Annotated in this window: 1 protein-coding gene; it reads right to left on the bottom strand. The window is 67.0% G+C overall.

Annotation, left to right across the window (positions count from 1 at the left end):
- On the bottom strand, window positions 1-273 hold a 273-nt coding region (locus tag SB816_RS31560; RefSeq protein ID WP_410548189.1), incomplete at both ends, for an efflux RND transporter permease subunit.

Here is a 273-nt window from a genome sequence, read left to right as displayed (position 1 = left end):
GCCAGGCCGGGCAGGGAGCTCAGGGGCAGGCGGATGTTGTTCTGCACCAGGTCGCGGATCTTCGCCTCCGACAGGGTCGGGCTGGAAAACGCCATCTGCAGGATCGGCACCGTCGACGCGTTGTACGTGATGATGTTCGGCGGCAGCGTGCCGGGCGGCAGGATGCGCAGGATCGACGCGGCGTTGCTGGCGGCTTCCGCGATCGCGCGATTGATGTCCGCGCCGGGGTGGAAGAACACCTTCACGACCGACACGCCGTTCAGCGACTGCGAT

Source organism: Achromobacter sp. SIMBA_011, assembly GCF_046535435.1.
Lineage (GTDB): Bacteria > Pseudomonadota > Gammaproteobacteria > Burkholderiales > Burkholderiaceae_B > Achromobacter > Achromobacter dolens.
The sequence above is the reverse complement of the archived record's forward strand: the minus strand, read 5'-3'. Positions and strand labels throughout refer to the sequence as shown.